This window comes from Pseudoalteromonas sp. 2CM28B (assembly GCF_023161935.1).
The window spans coordinates 65849-84801 of sequence record NZ_JALNTH010000010.1; the positions used below are offsets into that span (position 1 = coordinate 65849).

The following is an 18953-nucleotide window of genomic DNA, read 5'->3' on the forward strand; positions in this document are numbered from 1 at the left end:
TGTTATTCTTGCTGCTCTACTGTTAATAAGACCTAAAATGACCCAGATAAACTGCAGCCAATGTAATACAACACTTAACTGTAATGTTAATGATATAACCGCATGTTGGTGTTATCAGTTACCTGCTATTTTACCACTCGATGATACAGCAACCAGCTGCTTATGCCGATCATGTACTCTTGCTAAAATTAATTACTATATAGAAACTATATATACTCAGCCAATAAAAGCTCAAATCGCTTTTGCTAAACAATTTAGAAGCCATGATAACTTAATTGAAGGGTTAGATTACACCATGCAGAATAATTACATGGTGTTTAGTAAGTGGTATTTTTTAAAACGGGGTACTTGCTGCAAAAACGGGTGTAAAAATTGTCCCTATAATTAAATTAGTCACCCACAGCAATAGGCAGTGAGCTATCAGCGCCCCACTCACTCCACGAGCCGTCGTAAACACTTAAATTATTATATCCGCATTCATCAGCGAACAATGCAAGCGCACAGGCAGTAACACCTGAACCACAGCTAAATTGCAGCTGTTTTGCATTCCCGACTAATTTATTAAACTGTGCCTGTATAAAGTCGAGTGATTTTGCCTCGCCATTTTCTAATAAGCTAGTTAAAGGTAGCGAATAGCTATTAATAATATGGCCGCTGCGCATACCCGCTCTTGGCTCTTTATTTTTACCGGTAAAACGCTCATAAGCACGCGCATCTAAAATGACCGTGTTGGTATCCTTAGTAGCACTTAGCACCTGTTTTTTATCAATAAAGTAACCAGGCTGGTATTGAGCAATAAAGTCACCTTTTAGTGATGCTTGTGTATAGCTTGACTCAACCGGAAGCTCTAGTTCAAGCCACTTGGCTAAACCACCACTGAGCACTTTTACGTTATTAAATCCCATGGCTTTAAACATCCACCAGGCTCTAGCTGCACTGAATAACCCCGCATCTTCATAAATCACCACCAATGAGTCGTGATTCACGCCCGCTTTTTGCATCACCTGAGTAAATTGATCTGCACTACACAAGGTATTAGGCAATGGGTTTGAGGGATCTGCGAGTTCTTTTTTGATATCAAACCGTTGTGCTTTAGGTAGCATGGCAACGGGTGAGTACTCCCCCGCAGCTGAGGGACGTAACATACCCGCATCAAAAATAACCAGGTTTGCTTGCTCTAAGCGAGCATGTAACCATTGTGCACTGACCATGTTTTTCATCGTCTTTCCAAATTTGAGGAAATGAAATAGCTATATATTATTACAGCCTGTTTATAAACAGAATTTAGACTGGTTACAAATTATAATAATGCTAAAATAGCTGCTTTGAGGTTTCTAAATAAAATAAAATTATGCCAATCCCTTTTTACATTATCAATATGCAAGGCTGCGAAGACCGTTGGGAAACAACCCTAAAGCGACTTACCAGCCTACACTTAAATGCTGAACGTTTTGAAGCGACCATTGGCAAAAACCTTAGTGAAGAAGAAACCCTCAAGTGGTATTGCCCGAAAAAAAATAAAAAACGTTACAATCGCAATCTATCTGCAGGTGAAATTGGTTGCTATGTAAGTCATATGCGCCTTTGGCAAAAAATGGTTAATGAAAACATGCCTTTTTGTGTTGTATTAGAGGATGACCTTTTCATTGAGGCTTCGCTTAAAGATGTTGTTGATGCGGCAATTAAATTGAAAAACTGGGATTTAATAAAATTATCTGACAACAGAAATTTTCCATTTATTGACAGTGCCCCATTAGAAAATAATCTAACAGTCGGTAATTATAAAAAAGCACCAAATGGCACTCAAGGCTACATCATTTCATTAAGTGGGGCTAAAAAACTACTGCAAAGAAAACCATTTTTTAGACCCGTAGATGTCGATATGCAATTTCACACAGAAGTAGGGCTAAGTATGATTGGCATAAAACCCTACCCGGTTGCCGAAGATCGAAGCTTTATTAGTGAAATAACAAGCGCTAATGCAGGTTCGCACTCAAACCGCAGTACATTTATCAGAAATTTAATTCATAGATCGAGTATTCATAGGCAAAGACGATATAAAACTGCGGATCTTGCCAAAATTACAAGTGAGTAATGCCAGGCATATTTTTACATGTATATATTTGATTATAAAATTAAATCTTAATAATTTCGCCACGCAATGGCGCCATTTTAGCTAAAATTTCATTTTGCACTGTATGTGGGATATTTTGCTCATTCATTGCATTTATTAATAAATCGACAACGTGATTGAAGTCTTTTTCGTTTATGTTCATGCCTGTATGAATAGCAACCATAGAGTCACCTTTATATTCACAAGGGCCCTCCACCAGCGAACATAAATGGCTAATAAACCCTTGTCGAAAATGACTGATATTACTGTGCTCAAAGTAATGAAATACCTGCTTGTCATTACCTATTTGTGTAATAAAACTGTCAGTTAACTTTTCAAGCCCAGCTTGTTCGCCTAGTTGCTGATACAAAGAGGTGTTAGGTTGGGTTGTACACCCTGCAAGTAAGTTTAAACAACAAAAAATAAATACACTAATTTTCATTACCAATACCCCGTAACCGATAAATACCAGCCGGTTTGTTTGTCAACACCAGCAATCCGCCCTAAGTCTAAATAGGCCGCCGTTACACTGACATGTTTATTAGGCATCCACGCTATAAATAAATCGCGCCAATCTTGTTCGCCCAACCCTAGGTTATTGGCTTTTTGTCGATACTCAATGCCAATAGCAAGTTCACGACTTACAAACACCGCACTACTTGCTTCTAGTAAAATATGGCTACCTTCATTAGCCCCTCCATATCCTAAAAGCCCTAACTGATTGGCTTTACTGTAACGAGTGGTCACATTCCAAAACCAGTTGTATCCAGCAAGTGCACCCAAATGTAATTTACTGGCTGCTAGGTACACATCTGTACCACTGGTATTTTTTGCACCAACCAAATTTGCTACTGTGCCATCCTCTAGTGATTTATGCTGCACACCCATGCTTAGCTGTGGCCACTGACTATAAACAATATCACCATATAAACGTACTTTTGCACCAGAAATTGACTGCTCTATTTCTGTATTGAGTGCAGGCACATCAAACTGCTGCACTGCATAACTGAGCTCAACACGATTGAATAGGTTTAGTTGCATGCCGCAGGCATCTAGGCGGTAATCTGTTACATCAGCACGACTACAAAAACCATTAACAGCCCATTCGTCTTCACTGGCATAACCTGCCAATTGTGCCCAAGGAACTAATCCGCCCCCTGCACTGCCTTCAATTTGAGACACCCCAGGTGTTGCTAATAATTTCCCCGTAGCAGCCATACTTAACGTACTACAAAATGAGAGTGCCAAGGCGAATAATAACTTAATGTGCACGCTGATATTCCTCTAACCATTGTTCTAGTTGCTGCGCTTTTAAAGGGCGACTTAAATAGTAACCTTGCGCATGATCGCATTGCATTTCGTGAAGCATTGATAAAGACTCAGCGGTTTCCACCCCTTCAGCCACAACAGAAAACCCCAATTGGTGACCCAATGTGATTGAGGAGCGCACTATGTATTGATCTTTTTGTGATTCGTGCAGAGTTAAAATAAAGCATTTATCTAACTTAAGCTCATCAATAGGTAACATTTTTAATCGCCCCAATGATGTTTGCCCGACACCGTAATCGTCTAATGATATTTTAACACCGATAGTTTTTAAGTTCTCTAACGCTTTGATACCTTGAGCTTCATTTTCGATCATATCGCGCTCCGTCAACTCAATAGTGACAGAGCTTGGGTTTACATGATATTTCTTTAAGGTTGCGACCAACAAATTATGAAACCCCGCATGCGCTATATCTTGGGCTGACACATTAATGGCTGCCTGTAAGTGAATCCCTTTTTTATCCCAATCGGCTATTTGCGCAATAACTGTATCGACAACCCAGGCAGTTAGTTCCACAACTAATCCTGACTGCTCAGCTAAATCAATGAACACTTCAGGCGAAACCCAGCTCCCATCATCACGTTGCCAACGAATAAGTGACTCAACCTTATCAATTTTCTGACTTTTAATATTCAACTTAGGCTGATAAGTCATAAACAGTTGCCCGTTATCATCATCAATCGCTTGTTTGAGCTCATCAAGCATAATTAAACGGTCTAAGTGCGCCTCATCTTCACCATCTTGGTAGTAATATAAGCTTTGTTGGCTTGTTGTAGCCGCATCAACAGCAATGAGTACACGCCGCATTAAATCGTCCGCTTTAACGCCTTGTCCAGGGTACTGCACAATCCCAGCGTTAAAACGCAAACTTATTTTTAAGCTTTTAATCTGATAAGGTGCCTGTAATTGCTCAATCAAATCGGCTACAGCACATTTTACTTGGTCAGCCTCCACACTGGGGTAAACCGTTAAAAACTCATCACCGCCAATTCGTGCATGAAATCCACCAAGCTCATCAGAAAATTGACGAATACGGTTTGCCACCGCAATTAAACACTCATCTCCTACTTGCGGACCAAGCTTGTCGTTTATGTGTCTTAAGCCTTTTATATCAATAGCAACAAGCGTGTAGCATCTATCTTTAGTGAGCTGCTTTGCCAATAAATCTAACATAGCTGAACGGTTATAAAACCCTGTTAAGGTATCGTGATGTGCTTGAAAACTTATTTGCTGCTCACGCTTATTAATATCATTACCCATGTTATTAAAGGCGCTGACTAGCGTTGCTATTTCGCTGCTTTGTTTTTTACCTTCAAATTTAAAACGGTAGTCACCTTTGGCAAATTGCCTTGCGATAACCGCTAACTGTGTAAGTCCGCTGGTTAAGTTATTGGCAAGCAAACTACTGGTGATCACACCAAATAACATAGTTAACACGGCCAATGTAACTAGCGTTAGCAATAGTTGCTCAATATCGCGATAACTCGAGGTTAAATCTGCGCTAAGCAGTAAGGTTATCGGATGCGATTGTAAAGAGGGTAAAGCTATTTGTTCGTTTTCATAGGCCAAATATTCGGCAAAAAAACGAGCCGTAGTTTTATTTTCAAAGTACTCCATAGGTTGAAATTTTTCAGGTTGAGGTGCAAACGAGCTTGCAGCAAAATTATCTAATTGCGCAACAAAACTAACCTCCATTCCGGTTAAGCTTTTTAGCTCAGTGGCCACTGCAGATGTTATTTTAAATCCGACCAAACTGTAAGCTATGATTCTGGGAGTTTTAACGGGCAATAAAATCACTTGGTACAGCTGGTTATTTAACACGACAAAGCTCGATTGCTCAGAATTATTTAATAATTCATCCATTAAGGGTTGTAGGTTATCGGCAAAATTTTGTGCATTCACATTAGCAGACACTAACCGCCCTGATAAATCGAGCAACAGCATTAAATCGGCATTGATCCGTTGGCTATGATTGTATAATACACTACTAATGGTGGCTGCATCGCGAGTAGCAACTGCCTGCTTAAAACCAAAATCAGCGGTTAACACCTTTGCAGCAGTTAATAGCAAGCTCTCTTTTGATTTTAAATATTGCTTATAAACGCTTTGCGCAACCGTTATATTTTGCTGTACTTTTTCTGCCTGAAACTTACTCGTAGACCACCAAAAACTCACTAAGCTGAGTAAAGTTGTAAGTAACACCAAGCCAACGCATAACGTTGTTATACGGCTACGTAAATTATTGCCCATTACCTTCCCTAAATTGACTACCAAAGGTGTTACGTGGTGCAGGCGTAGACGTATTTATAGTGATTGATAACGGGCTGGTTGATTCTATATTAAACTGTTTTTTATTATCCAAGGGAGCAGTTTGCAGTGAATGCCAAACACTGGCTTGCACAGGAAAAGTGTCTACTTGCAGCTTTATCTGGCCTTGCTCGTTACTGGTATACACATAACTACTGTTAGCAACATATATATAGCCCACCATGGAGTCATGAATATTGCAGCCTAGAACAACAACACCTTGATTATCAAACTTAATAGGTTCTTCTGGCTGGCCAGAATAGAGCTTTAATTGAAAGGGCTTTGCTTTTGAAAAAGAATATACATGGTGGCGAATATTATCGCTATTTGGAAAGTTAACGTACTGACCTTGATGCACAATAAGTAGCTGTGGTGAAAACTGTTTATCAACTTGATCCACTACCGCTGTAGGTAAATTGCCCTGAGTTTTTGAAGAAGGTAAATGATTTATTTCTACGACAGCATTAGGCAATACTTGGTCATGCTGATCTTTAATAACCAAATTAATGGTATTACCAAAAGCCGATACATTAAACACTACACCCAGTACTAATATGTAACGACGTTTTGCAATAACTTGCCATGCTCGCTCTAACATAACCACACCCAAAAATTCACCATAGGTTAAGTTAATTAGAGACGAGCACTAATTGCAAGAATTATAGCTCAGTTAGTTAAAATAAATACTTTTTCATTAGTTAAAATGAGCTTTGCTATATCTGTCTACTTACTACGTTATTTAACGATTAAACCGTAATCAGCATCTAAAATAGCAATCACTTCTTGGCGTGGATCATTGGGTATAACGATCTCTTTACCGATAATTTTGCTAGCAATACCCACATAAGTGTCAGACACTTCAAGCATTACTGACTCAGGTAAAATATAATCTTTTGCTAGCTGCTCACGCTCAGCCATACGGTCTTTATTTAATAACACATCACTCTCTGGCACGTTATTAATTAACAGCTGACGGAAGCCTTCCTTTGAGTTTTCAACAATTTTGCCATTCTTATATGATGCTTCATCCCAAATACGCGATGAATCGGGTGTCCCTACTTCATCAATATAAATAAGTTGCTGAGCACCATTTAAATCTTCTACGTAACCGAATTCAAATTTAGTATCAACGAAAACCTGGCCAAGCTTAGCTAACTCATTACTAATTAGCTCGAACCCTTCTACCAATAATTTTTCGTATTTGGTGACGTCGTCAGCCGATTTAAAATTAAAGACATCTAAGTTGTTTATAATATTTTCACGCGTGATATTTACATCATCAACGGCAGGAATATCAGCAACCCCTTCTATAATACCCTTGGTAGAGGGGGTTATAAGTACTTGCTCAAGCTTTTGATTCGCTTTTAAGCCTTCTGGAAGTTGCAAACCACAAAAGTCTCTTTCACCTTTAGCGTAGTCACGCCACATACTGCCTGTAATATATTGACGAGCAATCGCTTCAACTTTAACTGTACTGGCTTTACGAACAATCCATACGTATGGATGAGGAATATCAACAATATGATTACCCGCCAAACCGGCTTCATTAAACATGTTAAACCAATGAGCAGCCACTGAGTTTAATGCAATGCCTTTACCCGGCACGCCATTTAGGCCATTTTCACCTTGCCATATGCAATCAAAAGCAGAAATTCTGTCTGAAATAACCATAATGGCTAATTCAGTATCGGCAGGAACGTTATAGCCTTTTTCATTTACTAAGCGTTTACTATCTGCATCGGTTAACCAATAAACTGAACGCACTTTGCCACTGTGTACTTTACCTTTGGTACGAATGGGTAAGTCATCGTTTACGTCTAAAACTTTATAGCTAGTCATGCTATCTCCGGGGTTTGGCATGCTCAAAGAGCAAAGTATGGAATTGGGGTTAGGCGCTCTATAATAATCTAGGCAACCACAAAGCTCAATCTTAGGCTAAAAACAAATCATCTTAGAATATTTATCTAGCTGGCGCATTGGGGTAAACTTGAATGATTACTTGCCCTAAGGAGCTAGCTTGAACTATTTAACTGCCACTAAGAATAAGAAATATTTAATGTATATTTCTCAAAATTATTCCTACGCTATTTTAAGGCCTTTACAGGCGCAAATATTGGCATATGGTGGTGAAGTACGCTGGTTTTTAGCGGGTAGCGAAGTAAACCCCGATTTTTTAACTACAGACGAGCCACGTTTACGTACCATAAAAGATGTTAAAAACTGGGCTCCAAACATTACATTTATACCGGGCAATATAGTACCTAGCTTTATTCCGGGTAAAAAAGTGGCTGTATTTCATGGTTTTAATTCTGAAAAGCGCAGCTCTGAAGGTAATCGTGGTCACTTTACTATTCGTGGTTGTTACGATTTATATTGTACGCAAGGCCCAAATACAACAACCCGATTTAAAGAGCTCGCTAAACAGCATGGTTTCTTTAAAGTAACAGAAACTGGCTGGCCAACACTCGATCCACTTTTTAGTAATACTTCAAATAACCCTTATGTAAGTGACGACCCTCGCCCTACTTTACTTATATGCTCAACTTTCTCACGAAAGCTATCACTTGCTCCTAAATTATATGAACAAATAAAGCATTTTAGTGAACAAGGTAAGTGGCGTATTTTGATGCAGTTTCATCCTAAAATGCCAGTCGAATGGGTTAATAAATACAAAGCGCTGAGTAACGAAAATCTAACATTTATTGAAACCGATAACGTTTTGCCGTTGCTACAAACTGCTGATGTTATGCTGTGCGATACATCGTCAGTTCTTTTAATGTTTTTACTACTACGTAAACCGGTAGTCACGTTTTGTAATCAAAAACCTCTTTCTCATTTACTTAATATTACCGACGCTGATGACGTAGAAGCAGCTATTGAACACGCGCTTACTAAGCCTACTGATTTAATGCAAAATATTGAAAGTTACTGTCAGGAGCTTCATCCGTACACCGATGGTCAATCTAGCCAGCGCGTATTAAATGCAGCTAATGAATTTTTACAACGTAACGAAAAACTAAAACCCAAGCCATTAAATATTATAAGACAACTAAAAATGCGTAAAGATCTAAACTACTGGGGTTGGTAACCTGATAATGATAAATCTGAAAAACGTAACTTTTAAGTGGCATCAAAGCGATAGCTCACTCACACTCAACATAAAAGAGTTAGTCATAGAAAAAAGTGAGCATATTTTTTTACACGGTCCTAGTGGCTCAGGTAAATCAACATTATTAGCGATTCTTGCTGGTATTAATACAGCCACTAGCGGTGAGGTATCAATTTTAAACCAAAACCTAACTGCATTAAGCAATACTACCCGTGATGTTTTTAGAGCGGATCACATTGGCTACATTTTTCAGAACTTTAACCTGCTTCCTTATTTAACTCCTATTGAAAATATAACGCTTGGGTGTGAGTTTTCAAAAAACCGAAAACGAAAAACATTAAAGCAATCATCAAATAAAAACTCTGCCTTACAACAAGAAGCGATACGGTTATTAATTGCTTTAGGCCTTACACCGCAGTATCACCATAAAGATGTTGCCACTTTAAGTATTGGGCAACAACAGCGAGTTGCCGCAGCACGCGCATTTATAGGCAGCCCTGAACTTATCATTGCCGATGAGCCTACTTCAGCACTTGATACGCAAAATCGTGAAAGCTTTATTAAGCTGCTATTTGAACAAGCAAAAAAAAGTAACAGCACGCTTGTTTTTGTCAGTCACGATGAAACATTAAAGCCACTCTTTAGCCGCACAATCGACTTAGTAAGTTTACAAGGTGATGTATGATTTTATTTAAACTTGCCTATAAAAGTTTGCTCAATAGACGTGCCAGCGTATTACTGACATTGCTCACTATTGCGATTAGCGTCATGTTATTACTCAGTATTGAGCGAGTTCGCGTAGATGCTAAAAGTAGTTTTAGTAATACCATTTCGGGTACCGATTTAATTGTTGGCGCACGCACTGGCGATATTCAATTACTCCTCTCCTCGGTGTTTAGAATTGGCCATACCAACAATGGGGTGAGTTGGCAAAGCTATCAATACATAACAAAACAGCGCGGGGTTAAGTGGAGCATTCCTATCAGCCTTGGAGATAGCCATAAAGGTCAAGCTGTCTTAGGCACCACACTCGATTATTTTAAGCACTATCGATTTGCTAAAAAACAACCCTTAGCATTTGAACAAGGACAGGCTTTTTCTAGCATCAATGAAGTTGTTATAGGTAGTGAGGTTGCAAGTAAACTGGCCTATAAAATTGGTGATGAAATTGTGATTTCTCATGGCATGGGCAATACTAGCTTTCATCATCATGATGATAACCCTTTTAAAGTGGTTGGTATCTTAAAGCCTACCGGTACCCCGGTGGATAAAACCTTGCATGTGCCACTGGCGGCAATTGAGCTGATCCATGGTGGCGGCCATCATGATCATGACGATCATCATGATCACTCGAGCCATGCATTAATTGGGCACCCAAAACAAATTACCGCCTTTTTAATGGGCTTCGACTCACCGCTTTATACGCTACAAATTAGGCGTAACATAAATCAATATAAACAAGAGCCTCTATTAGCGATTATGCCCACAGTCACTTTAAAAGAGCTTTGGGAAATGCTGGCAATAATAGAAAAAATACTGCTGTTATTTTCATTTGTGGTGGTCATTATTAGCTTGCTCGGTATGTTAACCACACTGCTGGCTAACCTTAATCAACGCCGCAGAGAACTGGCAATACTGCGTTCTGTGGGTGCCCGCCCTTGGCAATTATTTTCGCTGATCAGTATGGAGTCACTACTCACCACCTTTTTAGGTTGCTTAGTAGGTTGCACTCTATTTTATGCGCTTATGGGTACGACCGCGGGTTACTTACAGACCCAAGCTGGAGTGAGTATTAATATCAGCATGCTCTCTGACTATGAACTCACTTTGATTGGCGTTATTATGGCTGCGGGATTTATTATTGGCTTGATCCCCGCTACACGCGCTTACTTTTATTCTCTCAGTGATGGTATGAGTATAAAAATATAAACTTTAGGATGATCATGACGTTGTTTAAAGTAACTACACACTCTTTAATGCTATTAAGCGCAGTGCTAATTAGCTTTGCTAGCATTGCAAATCCACCCAAGGAAATTTTTTGGGAAGACCTCATACCCGAGGGCCATGTACAAATAGATACTCAAGCACAAGCTAATCACGAAGGCAGTGAACAAAACTGGGTGCAACCTGATTTAGACGCGCCAGTTGTTAAAGCACTTGATGGGCAATCTGTTAGCTTACCTGGTTTTGTTGTACCTCTTGAAGGCGATAGCGAACTTATTACCGAGTTTTTATTAGTCCCTTACTTTGGTGCCTGTATTCATGTGCCCCCGCCGCCGCCAAATCAGCTGGTTCATGTGACCATTAAAGGCGGTGTCCCTATCGATAGCTTATACGATGCGATTGTTGTAACGGGTATTATTAAAACGCAAACTTGGTCTGGCGAAATCGCTCAAGTAGGTTACACAATGCAAGCTGTCGGTGTTGCTCCTTTTGAGCTTTAATTCTTAAAATAAAAAACCGCGTAAAAACGCGGTTCTTTTATAACGACTTTGTAATAAAATTAAGCCGTGCCACCCACTGTTAGGTTATCTATTTTCAGGCTTGGTTGGCCAACACCTACTGGTACACTTTGACCGTCTTTACCACAAACACCTACACCTTTATCAAGCGCTAAATCATTACCTACCATAGAAATTTGTTGCATAACCTCAGGGCCATTACCAATTAAGGTAGCCCCTTTAATTGGCTGGGTGATTTTACCATTTTCAATTAAATACGCTTCTGAGGCACTAAATACAAACTTACCCGAGGTGATATCCACTTGGCCGCCACCAAAATTGGGAGCAAACACGCCTTTTTTAACCGTGCTGATAATATCAGCTTGGCTATGCTCACCGCCTAACATGTAAGTGTTGGTCATACGTGGCATAGGTAAATGCGCGTATGATTCACGACGAGCATTACCTGTTGGGTTTACCCCCATTAAACGCGCGTTCATTTTATCTTGCATATAGCCTTTTAAAATACCGTTTTCGATAAGTACGTTATAGGCTGCAGGCGTACCTTCGTCATCTACATTAAGTGAACCACGGCGATCGGCCATAGTGCCATCATCAACCACAGTACATAGCTCTGAAGCAACTTTTTGACCTACTTTACCGCTAAACGCAGACGCGCCTTTACGGTTAAAGTCTCCCTCTAGGCCATGACCTACGGCCTCGTGCAACAACACGCCTGGCCAGCCATTACCTAATACCACTTCCATAGTACCCGCTGGGGCATCAATAGCTTCTAAGTTTACTTTAGCTTGACGAACGGCTTCTTCTGCAAAACCCATCCAACGCGGCTTACCATCTACCAGCTCTTTAAAGTAACCATAATCTAGGCGCGCACCGCCACCAGCACCGCCACGTTCACGACGACCATTTTTCTCTAGCAATACAGAGCAGTTTAAACGGATCAGTGGGCGAATATCGGTAGCAAAGGTGCCATCGCTGGCTGCAATTAATACTTCTTCGTATACCGCAGACATTGAGCTAATGACTTGCTCAGCATCTGGGGCTAATTCGCGAATATAATTTTCAAGCTCACGTAACAAATTAACTTTATCGGTATCGCTCATGCTAGAAATAGGCTGATGTGACGCATACTGCTGCTTTGCAGCCACATCGCTGAATACTTTAACCGCTTTATCTTCACCGGCATCGGCAATACTCCGTGCTGCCGTGGCTGCTTTGTTTAACGCTTCAAGATTGATTGCGTCTGAATACGAAAAACCGGTTTTTTCACCACTAACAGCCCGTACGCCAACACCACGCTCAACATTATAAGACCCTTCTTTAACAAGGCCATCTTCTAATACCCAAGACTCATGATGACTCGATTGAAAATAAAGATCGGCATAATCAACTTTGTGCTGATGAATATAAGCTAATGTTTTTTCGAGTTCTTCTCGATTTAGCTGGCTGTCGTGTAATAAATGCTGTTCAACCGAATTCATAATAATGGCTCTCTAAATCGTTGGTGAGATTGCAGCGGCATATCTCGTCTAATTTTGTGTAACTGGTTTAAATCTACGGCGCAACTAATAAAACCAAGCCCTGTTGATTTTTCACTTAATGTTTCACCCCAAGGCGATAACATGAGGCTGTGACCATAAGTTTGCCTACCGTTTTCATGCGTTCCATATTGCGCTGCAGCAATAACATAACATTGCGTTTCTATAGCTCGCGCTGCAAGTAGCGGCTGCCAATGCGCTTTACCTGTTGGAACAGTAAACGCACTGGGTACTAATATAATTTCGGCGCCTTTGCGAACTAAGGCATTAAATAAACCAGCAAAACGCAAATCATAACACACTGTTAAACCAATTTTACCAAAGGGCGAATCAACAACCACAACCTCATCGCCGGCTTGAGTAAAATCGGATTCTCGGTAGCTGCCGGTCTGGTCATCTACCTCAACATCAAATAAATGTATTTTGTTATAGCTTGCAACAATATCGCCTTGGTTATTAAACAAGTGTGAGGCAGCGTAATACTTATGCTGGTTATACGGCTCTGGTAGCGTGCCAGCATTTAACCAAATATTGTGCTTACGGCACAATTCACTGAGTTGCTGTTTGTACTGTTCAATACGCTGTGACACTAAAAGCGTATCACCTGCGTGTTTACTAAACACTAAAAATGCTTCTGGTAAACACACTAACAGCGGACGAGCTGTCGGTAAGGTTTGTAATGCCTGTTTTAATTTTGCAATATTATCATCAGGGTTTAAGCCTGAGCACATTTGCAATGCAATAATCGCAGGGGCTGAATTTATACCTTGTTTATTCATTGTGTGGCGCTAACCTCGGCATCTTTAAGCTTTAACTCTGAGGATGCTTGTGGCTGACTTTGTGCTGCTTGCGGTAAAGTCACCTCTCGACTCTTACGATCTAACTCTTGTACCTGAGGATCGTTCATTTTGCCTGTTACTTTAAAGTTGATCTCTGAGATCACTCGGGCAGAATGAATCACTTTATCAATTGCTAAAGCTGCAAGCCCCGTTACTGGATTAACCATCCAAGCCACAATCACCGGAATGCTCGAGGTTACTTGTGGTGCCACGGCTAAGTCGTAGTCAATTTCGAGAGTATTTAAATTTGCATACCCTTTTATAGAGAGATCGGCAGGTACCCCATCCATTTTAGTATCTTGGGTATAGGCAATGCCTTTATCTATCTGCATGGTGCCTTGCATGCTGTTATAAAAAAAACCTTTAGAAAATACATCTCTAAAATCAAGCTTTAGCTTACGCACTAATGAATCAAGGCTCAGTAATGAGAATACGCGTGCACCTCCATCACTGATTTCAGTTAAATGGCCTTCGCCTAAATCCCAGCTAATTTCGCCATCTAAACTGGCAATGTCTAAATCATAAGGTGCCGCTTGCCAATTTAGCTGATAATTTAGATTGGCGTTTGAGTCTTTAATAGTGGTGGTAATATCAAACTCATTAAATAAGGCGCCAATATCATCACTTTTAAGTTCACCACTCATCGCCGTTAGGCCATTCTGCCATTGCCCTTTAGTCCGTAATATATGGTCGCCCTTATCAACCACTAGCTCAGAAATAAGCAGCTTTTTACCATCGCCTAACAATGAGGCGCTTACCTTATCAAGCTGATAATGACTTACTTTACAATCGGCACATTCAAATTCAATAGCCGGTAATTTTGCAAGCCATGCAAGTTGTTCAGGGGTTGATTTTTCGCTCAGTCGCTCTGATTCTGTATCTAAAAAATTAAGCCTTAAATAATCGCTATTAATTCGAATCGGCTGACTTGATTGCCCGCTAGGTATAAATACTTCGGCTCTTAACTCTTTGGCATTGAGCTTTAATTGCAAATTATTATTTAGGGGCGATAAACGCATATCAAAATCATTAAACTGCATGCCACTCACGTTAAAAGAGTTAATATTCGCAATCACTTCATGTAAAGGCGGCATCACGCCCGGCGATGCGTTCTCAGGCTGCGCTTTAGCTACATTAATAATTTGATCAATTAAATCAATCCAAGGTAATAACTCACTCTGCGCTAAATTAATACTCACCGCTAAATTTTGTGAGTTAAGCCCTAAGTTTTTTTCACCGATGATAAAATGAGCGTTGGTAAACTGCGATTGAGTATTGTCTAGAATGGCATTGAAATAAAATAACTCATTAATATTTGCAGTGATCAGATTAGAGATATCATCACCTTGAATAACCGCACTCAGAGGCCAAATTTGCTCACTGCTTTTTGTGTATACTCCTGGCAAGGAACTATTTAAGCCAATAAGTGGCGATTCAACTTCGGCACGATAGTTAAACCCTTGCTCGGTAAAATTAAGCTCTAAAGCAATATCAACGTCACTTTGCCCACTTAAGTAACCATCTAAAATGCCTTGACCATGGTTTATGAGTGTTTGCGCATCAAGCTGAGCATTTATATTTATATTAGCGCGATAATCCTCTGCGTTTGCGTCACTAGTGTAGTTAATCGTTAATGGCATACCAAGCCATGTAGCCGTAGCATCGGTGAGGTTTATTTGTTGATTATTAAAGCTAAGTTCACCCTTTAAATGCTCAAGCGAAATACCGGGAGCAGAAATATAAAGAGGTGAGTCGAGTAAATTAACCTTACCAGTTACACTCGCTCCGCCCTCAAATTGTGAACCGATTAGCAATTCAATGTTTGCGCTGGCAAGCCCCTGTCCTTGCACAACATTAAAAATATCAGCTAATGGATTTGCTAAAGGTGTGGCGGCAAAAAAATCGTGCATTTTTTCAAGCTCAGCTTGCTTATCAATACTAACCACCAATGGCGCATCGCCCATTAAGTCATCAATACTCACATGTACACTACTGCCAACGTCAAGGTTTACAAGTTGGCCTTGCTGGCTATAAATATCCATTCGCTCATTAGCAAAATGCAGCTTTACACTGGCATTTGTGACTGCTGGCCAAGCCGGATCGAATTGATAGGTAGCATTATCTATTTGCGCTAAAACATCAAACTGCCCAGAACCATCGTCAAATGGAAAGCCTGATAATGGACCAGAAAATAACACCTGGGCATTTGTTACTTCACCTGATTTTATTGCGCCATTTAAATAACTAACTAACTCAGGGCTCATTAACGTTAAAGGAAAATAATGACAGGCAACACTGGCATCGGGGGCAAATGCTTCGGCATATAAATCTAAGCGAGGCGTCTTACCTAAACTTAATTTCATCTGTGCGCTTAAGGTCACTTCATTGTTATCAAACCACAGGTTATCACTACTAATATGCCAATCGCCTGAGCGCTTAGCTAAATCTAATTCAATGTTTAGCTGGTTATAGTCAATATTATTACTAAAACTAGCACCTGTAATTAAATGGCTGTTTTCACCAAAAATAGTGATCCGCCCATATTGCTGATTAACTAATCCATCAACCCTTAAAGATTGAGCGGCGGGTACGGCGTTTTTTTCTTGCCAGCTAATTTCATCGGCTTTAAACCATAGTTGCCATTGCTTTGCATCGGCAAACTCTAGATACGCGTTTTTTATTTCACCACTGGGTTGGCGAGCTAAAAAAGGAGTTAAATCAGTAAAATTAGTTAATTCTGCTAAATCATTTAATAGGGCTAAATCGAGTTGCTGTAGCCATATTTTATTTTTCTTGCCTAATAAAGCTTCAAATTCGAGGCTAGGCCACGTTATTTCGTTGGTACTAAACGCTAAGCCAGTACTTTTTAACCGCCAGCTATTTTGCTCAGGGTATAAATGAAATCCCCCTTCACTTAGGCTGACTTTTTGTGTTTGCTCATTGAGTTGCCAATTTACCGCACTCGGTAACCACTGTACTTTTACGTCACTTATTAAGCCTTGTTCTAACCTAAGCCATGCTTGTAAATTTAAATCACTATGCAGTTGCTGCTTTTGAGTATTTATATACTGGACTAACCAATTTGACACATCAACCTGATTAGCCTGCACATACAGATCACCTACCATTTGCTCTAAGGTTTCACCTTTGAGCGCAATACGGGCATCAAAATTACCCACAGAAATACCCGGTAGCGCTAGACTACCACTGCCAAGATGCTGTTTATCTTGGTTTTGCCATACAATGTTTTCTAATAACAGTTTACGTTCTTTGTTATCTTCTAGTACAAAGCTGATGCTGGAGTTTTCTATTGCAAAGTGACCGGTTTCGCCTAAAAACAGTCCTTCTATTAATTCTTTTTGCTCAAATGAAACTTCATCTTGATCACCTGCAAATAAATTGGCGACATTAACCTTGGTATGAAAACCATTGATCACAAAGTAATTTGATTTAAACTGCAGCGACTTTAAACTTTCCCAAAGATTTAGCTCTAAACTGGTTTTAGCTATGGTTAAAGAGATAGGGGCTGTTTGGTTGTCTTTAAATGATAATTCTTCGAGTACTAAAGCGGGACCACTGCCTTGCCAACTTGCTGATATAGTACCTATAGATAAACTAATATCAAACCTATCATCAAGGTAGCTTTCTATATCTCCTTTATAATCGTTCGCGTAGGGTAAGGTGTATTTTAAAATAGAAACAATCACGGCCAGTAGTACTAAAATTACAGCACTTATTTGCCATAATTTTCGTACACAATAAAAACAGGCCGCTTTAAATTTCATTACATCATTACCACATCAAACTGCTCTTGGCTGTATAAACTTTCAGTTTGAATATTGACCTGCTTTCCAATAAATAGTTCTAATTCGGCGAGGTTATGATACTCATCATTTAATAGCGCTTCACAAACTGCAGGCGAAGCATACACTACAAACTTATCTGCATCGTAAGCGCGATTAACACGTACTATTTCACGAAGAATTTCATAGCAGACCGTTTCAACTGTTTTTTGTGAGCCACGCCCTGAACATGCTGGGCATACATCACACAGTACATGCTCTAGGCTTTCGCGGGTACGTTTGCGGGTCATTTCAACTAAGCCTAATGCCGACAAACCATTGATATTAGATTTGGCACGATCTTTATCGAGTGCAGATTCTAATGAATGCATTACACGGCGTTTATGCTCATCGCTTACCATATCAATAAAGTCGATAATAATAATACCGCCCAAATTGCGCAGCCTTAGTTGACGGGCAATAGCAGACGTTGCTTCTACGTTGGTATTAAAAATAGTTTCTTCAAGGTTACGGTGACCAACAAAAGCACCGGTATTAACATCGACAGTGGTCATCGCTTCAGTTTGATCTATGATCAAATAACCACCCGATTTTAAAGTAACTTTACGATGCAGTGCTTTTTGAATTTCACTTTCTACATCAAATAAATCAAAAATGGGACGCTCACCTGGGTAATACTCAAGCACTTGTGATAACAAAGGCACAAACTCTTCAGTAAACAGCTTAAGCTCTTGGTAGGTAAGCTTAGAGTCAACACGAATGCGCTCCATATCTTCACCTACGTAATCACGTAACGTTCTAAAGGCAAGTGTAAGATCTTCATGCAAGATACTGGCTTTGCTTGTTTTTCTGCGTCTAGAGACAATTTTATCCCAGAGCTTTTTTAAAAAAGCTGCATCGTGTCTCAGCTCAGCTTCACTTGCGCCTTCAGCAGCTGTTCTGACAATAAAACTACCATTTTCATCGCCGTATTCGGCTACAATTTTTTTCAGCCTTGCACGCTCTTCTTCCGTTTCGATACGCTGACTCACCCCAACATGTGTCGCATCAGGCATAAACACTAAATACCGTGAAGGTATCGTGATATCAGTGGTTAAACGTGCCCCTTTACTACCCAAAGGATCTTTAACCACTTGCACCATAATGTACTGACCTTGGCGAACAAGCTCACGAATATCTTGGACTTTTTTAATCGGCTCGTCGTCAACACCCTCAACGATAGAGGCACTATTAACGATATCTGAAGCGTGTAAAAAGGCAGCTTTCTCTAGGCCTATATCAACAAAAGCGGCTTGCATACCTGGTAACACGCGACTTATTTTACCTAAGTAAATATTACCCACGATACCTAAGTTACCAATACGTTCTAGCTGAATTTCTTGTAATACACCGTTTTCGATTAGGGCAACGCGACTTTCACTTGGCGTGACATTGATCAGTAGTTCTGTACTCATG

At 40.0% G+C, this 18953-nt stretch carries 16 protein-coding genes; 6 read left to right on the top strand and 10 right to left on the bottom strand.

The genetic code is table 11. The features are described from left to right. The first annotated feature begins 37 nt into the window (after window positions 1–37). Complete coding sequence (locus MTN96_RS15140) at window positions 38–388, top strand: DUF5522 domain-containing protein (RefSeq protein WP_069438840.1); 351 nt, start codon at window positions 38–40, stop codon at window positions 386–388. A gap of 1 nt (window position 389) precedes the next feature. On the opposite strand, the gene MTN96_RS15145 is transcribed toward MTN96_RS15140, so the two are convergent. After that, window positions 390–1220, bottom strand: a complete 831-nt coding sequence (locus MTN96_RS15145; protein WP_248532123.1) for a sulfurtransferase — start codon at window positions 1218–1220, stop codon at window positions 390–392. A gap of 131 nt (window positions 1221–1351) precedes the next feature. Between MTN96_RS15145 and MTN96_RS15150 the strand changes: the two genes are divergently transcribed. Beyond that, complete coding sequence (locus MTN96_RS15150) at window positions 1352–2095, top strand: glycosyltransferase family 25 protein (protein WP_248532124.1); 744 nt, start codon at window positions 1352–1354, stop codon at window positions 2093–2095. Between the two features lie 40 nt (window positions 2096–2135). On the opposite strand, the gene MTN96_RS15155 is transcribed toward MTN96_RS15150, so the two are convergent. The 5 genes from MTN96_RS15155 to MTN96_RS15175 all read right to left on the bottom strand — a co-directional run bounded on the left by MTN96_RS15155 (window position 2136) and on the right by MTN96_RS15175 (window position 7586). Next, a complete protein-coding gene (locus tag MTN96_RS15155; protein ID WP_248532125.1) occupies window positions 2136–2555 on the bottom strand; it encodes a group 1 truncated hemoglobin in 420 nt (139 codons plus the stop codon). Further along, window positions 2555–3385 (bottom strand): DUF3034 family protein, encoded by an 831-nt coding sequence (locus MTN96_RS15160; protein ID WP_248532126.1) that lies wholly within the window; start codon window positions 3383–3385, stop codon window positions 2555–2557. The genes MTN96_RS15155 and MTN96_RS15160 overlap by 1 nt, the downstream gene beginning before the upstream one ends. Beyond that, window positions 3375–5690: an EAL domain-containing protein gene (locus MTN96_RS15165; protein ID WP_248532127.1), complete on the bottom strand. Its 2316-nt coding sequence runs from the start codon at window positions 5688–5690 to the stop codon at window positions 3375–3377. Before MTN96_RS15165 ends, MTN96_RS15160 begins: the two co-directional genes overlap by 11 nt. After that, window positions 5680–6345 (bottom strand): methylamine utilization protein, encoded by a 666-nt coding sequence (locus MTN96_RS15170; protein ID WP_248532128.1) that lies wholly within the window; start codon window positions 6343–6345, stop codon window positions 5680–5682. The genes MTN96_RS15165 and MTN96_RS15170 overlap by 11 nt, the downstream gene beginning before the upstream one ends. A 137-nt stretch (window positions 6346–6482) precedes the next feature. Continuing rightward, window positions 6483–7586, bottom strand: coding sequence for a phosphoribosylaminoimidazolesuccinocarboxamide synthase (locus MTN96_RS15175; protein ID WP_248532130.1), 1104 nt, complete (start codon window positions 7584–7586; stop codon window positions 6483–6485). A gap of 178 nt (window positions 7587–7764) precedes the next feature. Here MTN96_RS15175 and MTN96_RS15180 point away from each other — a divergent pair, with 178 nt between their 5' ends. From MTN96_RS15180 to MTN96_RS15195, 4 genes are read left to right on the top strand one after another with little or no spacing between them, the layout of a single operon-like run. Beyond that, a complete protein-coding gene (locus tag MTN96_RS15180; RefSeq protein ID WP_248532132.1) occupies window positions 7765–8835 on the top strand; it encodes a CDP-glycerol glycerophosphotransferase family protein in 1071 nt (356 codons plus the stop codon). A gap of 7 nt (window positions 8836–8842) precedes the next feature. Beyond that, window positions 8843–9541: an ABC transporter ATP-binding protein gene (locus tag MTN96_RS15185; protein WP_069438833.1), complete on the top strand. Its 699-nt coding sequence runs from the start codon at window positions 8843–8845 to the stop codon at window positions 9539–9541. Further along, window positions 9538–10785 carry an ABC transporter permease gene (locus tag MTN96_RS15190; RefSeq protein ID WP_069438832.1) on the top strand — a complete coding sequence of 416 codons (1248 nt, stop codon included), beginning with the start codon at window positions 9538–9540 and terminating at the stop codon, window positions 10783–10785. The genes MTN96_RS15185 and MTN96_RS15190 overlap by 4 nt, the downstream gene beginning before the upstream one ends. A gap of 14 nt (window positions 10786–10799) precedes the next feature. Beyond that, a complete protein-coding gene (locus MTN96_RS15195; protein WP_028834506.1) occupies window positions 10800–11300 on the top strand; it encodes a DUF3299 domain-containing protein in 501 nt (166 codons plus the stop codon). Window positions 11301–11359: 59 nt separating this feature from the next. Here the strand turns inward: MTN96_RS15195 and tldD are convergent, their stop codons facing one another. From tldD to rng, 4 genes are read right to left on the bottom strand one after another with little or no spacing between them, the layout of a single operon-like run. Further along, window positions 11360–12799 (bottom strand): metalloprotease TldD, encoded by a 1440-nt coding sequence (gene tldD / locus MTN96_RS15200; protein ID WP_248532134.1) that lies wholly within the window; start codon window positions 12797–12799, stop codon window positions 11360–11362. Then, the gene (locus MTN96_RS15205; protein WP_248474008.1) at window positions 12796–13635 is read right to left on the bottom strand and encodes a carbon-nitrogen hydrolase family protein; all 840 of its coding nucleotides are present in this window, start codon (window positions 13633–13635) and stop codon (window positions 12796–12798) included. Before MTN96_RS15205 ends, tldD begins: the two co-directional genes overlap by 4 nt. Continuing rightward, complete coding sequence (locus tag MTN96_RS15210; protein WP_248532136.1) at window positions 13632–17480, bottom strand: YhdP family protein; 3849 nt, start codon at window positions 17478–17480, stop codon at window positions 13632–13634. The genes MTN96_RS15205 and MTN96_RS15210 overlap by 4 nt, the downstream gene beginning before the upstream one ends. Continuing rightward, entirely contained in the window at window positions 17480–18952 is a 1473-nt protein-coding gene (rng, locus tag MTN96_RS15215) for a ribonuclease G (protein ID WP_013463925.1), read from the bottom strand. The genes MTN96_RS15210 and rng overlap by 1 nt, the downstream gene beginning before the upstream one ends. Window position 18953: the final 1 nt, after the last annotated feature.